The 3,106-nt window shown below is 63.1% G+C and carries 3 protein-coding genes and 1 pseudogene; 1 reads left to right on the top strand and 3 read right to left on the bottom strand.

Annotated elements, in window-relative coordinates:
• Positions 1–120 (top strand): annotated as a pseudogene (locus tag A2J01_RS14110) (carboxymuconolactone decarboxylase family protein); the annotation flags it as partial.
• Between the two features lie 60 nt (positions 121–180).
• On the opposite strand, the gene A2J01_RS14105 reads toward A2J01_RS14110, so the two are convergent.
• The 3 genes from A2J01_RS14105 to A2J01_RS14095 form a co-directional block, all read right to left on the bottom strand.
• Positions 181–1,548, bottom strand: coding sequence for a PhoH family protein (locus A2J01_RS14105; RefSeq protein WP_003945274.1), 1,368 nt, complete (start codon positions 1,546–1,548; stop codon positions 181–183).
• A gap of 275 nt (positions 1,549–1,823) precedes the next feature.
• Complete coding sequence (locus tag A2J01_RS14100) at positions 1,824–2,540, bottom strand: helix-turn-helix transcriptional regulator (RefSeq protein WP_030536254.1); 717 nt, start codon at positions 2,538–2,540, stop codon at positions 1,824–1,826.
• Between the two features lie 26 nt (positions 2,541–2,566).
• Positions 2,567–3,106, bottom strand: a 540-nt coding sequence (locus A2J01_RS14095) for an amidase family protein (protein ID WP_269455315.1), incomplete at its 5' end; no start/stop codon positions are given.

The raw sequence follows: 3,106 nt of genomic DNA, 5'->3' as shown, positions 1-3,106 counted from the left end.
ACCGAGATCGTCGAAACCGTGATCCACGCGAGCGCGTATTGCGGCGCTCCGGCCGGACTGGCGGCGATGCGTGTGGTGCAGGAAGTTCTCGACAACGAACTGGGACCGCTGCAAAACTGAACAACTTCAAACCCAGGCATCTCCCCGTGCAGACCGAAGTCCGCACGGGGAGATCACTTCTCAGGAAGTGGGGCCGAACTCCTCGAGCATGTCGGTCACCAACTCGGCGATCGGCGAACGCTCACTGCGCGTGAGTGTGATGTGCGCAAAAAGCGGGTGCCCCTTGAGCTTCTCGATGACGGCCGCAACTCCGTCGTGCCTGCCCACTCGCAGGTTGTCACGCTGCGCGACGTCGTGCGTGAGGACCACTCGCGAGCCGGTTCCCAGACGAGAAAGCACTGTCAGCAGAACATTTCGTTCGAGCGACTGCGCTTCGTCGACGATCACGAACGAATCGTGCAGCGACCGACCGCGAATATGCGTCAGCGGCAACACTTCCAGCATTCCGCGGGCGAGAACCTCCTCGAGAACCTCTGGCGAGGCCAACCCGTCGAGAGTGTCGAAAACGGCCTGAGCCCACGGGCCCATCTTCTCGCTCTCACTACCGGGAAGGTAGCCGAGTTCTTGTCCGCCAACGGCATACAACGGACGGAAGACGACAACCTTGCGCTGAGTGCGGCGCTCGAGAACCGCTTCAAGACCTGCCGTCAGAGCCAAGGCCGACTTACCGGTGCCCGCCTTCCCACCGAGAGAGATGATGCCGATGCTCTCGTCCATGAGGAGATCGAGCGCAATGCGCTGCTCGGCGGAGCGGCCGTGCAACCCGAACGCCTCGCGCTCACCGCGCACCAACTGGATGCGCTTGTCGGGAGTCACCCGACCGAGGGCGCTCGACGAACCACCGAGCAGGCGAAGACCCGTGTGACACGGCAGATCTCGCGCTTCGTCGAGGTCCAGGAAACCCTCGTTGAACAGCTCGTCGATGTCCGTCGAGGCGACGTCCAGCTCAGTCATGCCCGTCCATCCGGAGGGCACGACGTCGTGAGCGTGGTACTCGTCGGCAGGTAGTCCCACCGCGCCTGCCTTCACACGAAGCGGAATGTCCTTGCTGACGAGGACTACATCCTTGCCCTCCGCAGCAAGATTCAGCGCACACGCCAGAATCCTCGAATCGTTACTGTCCGTGCGGAATCCGACGGGCAGGACCGCAGGGTCGGTGTGATTGAGTTCGACCTGCAGTGTCCCGTTCTCGGTGCCGATCGGTACCGGACGGTCGAGGCGGCTGTATTCGATCCGGAGATCGTCGAGCATGCGAAGCGATTCTCGGGCGAACCATCCCAGTTCGTGGTGGTGCCGTTTGCCTTCGAGTTCACTGATCACGACCAGTGGGAGTACCACGTGGTGTTCGGCGAATCGAGTGACAGCCCATGGATCGGACAGTAGTACCGAGGTATCCAAGACGTACGTGCGAAGTGCATCTCCCGAATGATTCCCGGCTGATAGATCAGCCCGGGCCGAGTGGGCAGAGACGGAGCGTGATGCAGTCACGTTGGGCTCCTAGGTCTGCGCGGCACCCGCGCAAACTCAGCTCGCTGGGCCGGACGGCTCTGGTGTCAGGTGACGCTGTGTCAGCTGAAACAAGGGCCGGGCGCCGGCCCTCTCGTACTGAGTGTTTCAGTCACGATCAGAACCTCCCGCACAAGTAACTTCTGGTTACTCGTTACTGCCGACGGTACTGCGGATCGGACACTCGCGCCACGGAACGAGCCGCACATCTGGTGAACGCCAGGTAACAAAATGCCACTCGTGTGATTCGGCGTCACTCAGGACTCGATCAGACCCCACTTCGCGGCGCGCACCGCTGCCTGAACCCGCGAATTGGTTCCGGTCTTGACGAAGATGTTCTCGAGATGGGTGGCGACGGTGCGACGGCTGACGAACAACTCCTCGGCGATCTCTACATTGCCCGCGCCCCTGGCCACCAATTGCAGTACTTGGATCTCCCGTGGGCTCAGATGGACACGATCGAGCGCCACCTGGTCCCCCACGACGCGCGAGCAGGCTGCGCTGGACGCCGCCACCACCTCCCGTACGCGATCGACGACGCCGGAATCCGCGAAGCTCATGTGCAGCAATCCGGTCACCTCACGGCCGGAGAACCCCAATGCGACCGACGCACCCTCGGCGTACCCGGACGGCCGCAGAACATCGGTGACCATCTCGACCTGCTCGAATCGTGGCACGTCCTGCCAGAACACGGGCACGCCCGAAGCCTCGCGAATGATGCCGAAGAGATTGCGATCGGCGACGAAGTCCTCGAGCAGGAACTCGAGCACCCTGGCGTCGTATCCGGAACTCGCCAGAGCCCGATGTCTTCCGCTCGACGGGTCTCGGTACGTGACCGCCGCAGCCGAGTACGCGAGTCCACGTGCGCGGAGTTCTTCGGCGCACAGGCCGAGAATGCCGTACGCCCCGGCCGCCGGCGATCGCGGCGCGAACATGTCAGGTCCAGCGCCGCGATCAGGCAGTACAGACGTCATCACACCAATCTAGCCAATTGTGTGAGCTAGGCCACGACCAGTGAATCGGCCGGCTTCTTGTCCGCCCACGGACGCACCGCTTCGAAGTTCGCGGCAGTCCGCAAGACCAGTGCGTCCCGGCGGTGACGTGCGGCGATCTGCAGCCCCACCGGTCGACCGTCGGCGGTGAATCCGGCGGGCACGGTGATCGCCGGATTGTTGAGCATGTTGTACGGGTAGGTGAAGAGCCAATCGAGCAACTGCTCACGCAGCGACGCACCTTCGAGCCACGACGGCGCGAACTGACTGAGCGGGAACGTGGCCGAAGCCAGGGTCGGCGAGACCAACACGTCGTAGTCGTTCATGAACGTCGTCCACGTGTCCCACATGACGCCGCGGAATGCGTCGGCCCGCCCGACGTCGACACCGGTGAGCCGCTCGGCCTCGTGCATGATCTCGATCAGGTTGTCGTCGACCTCGCCGCGCTGGTTCTCCCAGTCGAGCAAGTCGTATTCGGAAGCGAAACCGGGAACCCAGATGCCGTTCCACATCGACTCCGACGGATTTCCCCACTGCGGGGTCGCCTC

It is taken from the genome of Rhodococcus sp. EPR-134 (assembly GCF_001647205.1).
GTDB classification, from domain to species: domain Bacteria; phylum Actinomycetota; class Actinomycetes; order Mycobacteriales; family Mycobacteriaceae; genus Rhodococcus_F; species Rhodococcus_F qingshengii.
Note: the sequence above shows the minus strand (reverse complement) of the source record. Positions and strands in the feature narration are given on the sequence as shown.

Coding starts and splice junctions, on each gene's coding strand:
- A2J01_RS14100 (WP_030536254.1), bottom strand. CDS start 2,540: ATGACGTCTGTACTGCCTGATCGCGGCGCTGGACCTGACATGTTCGCG.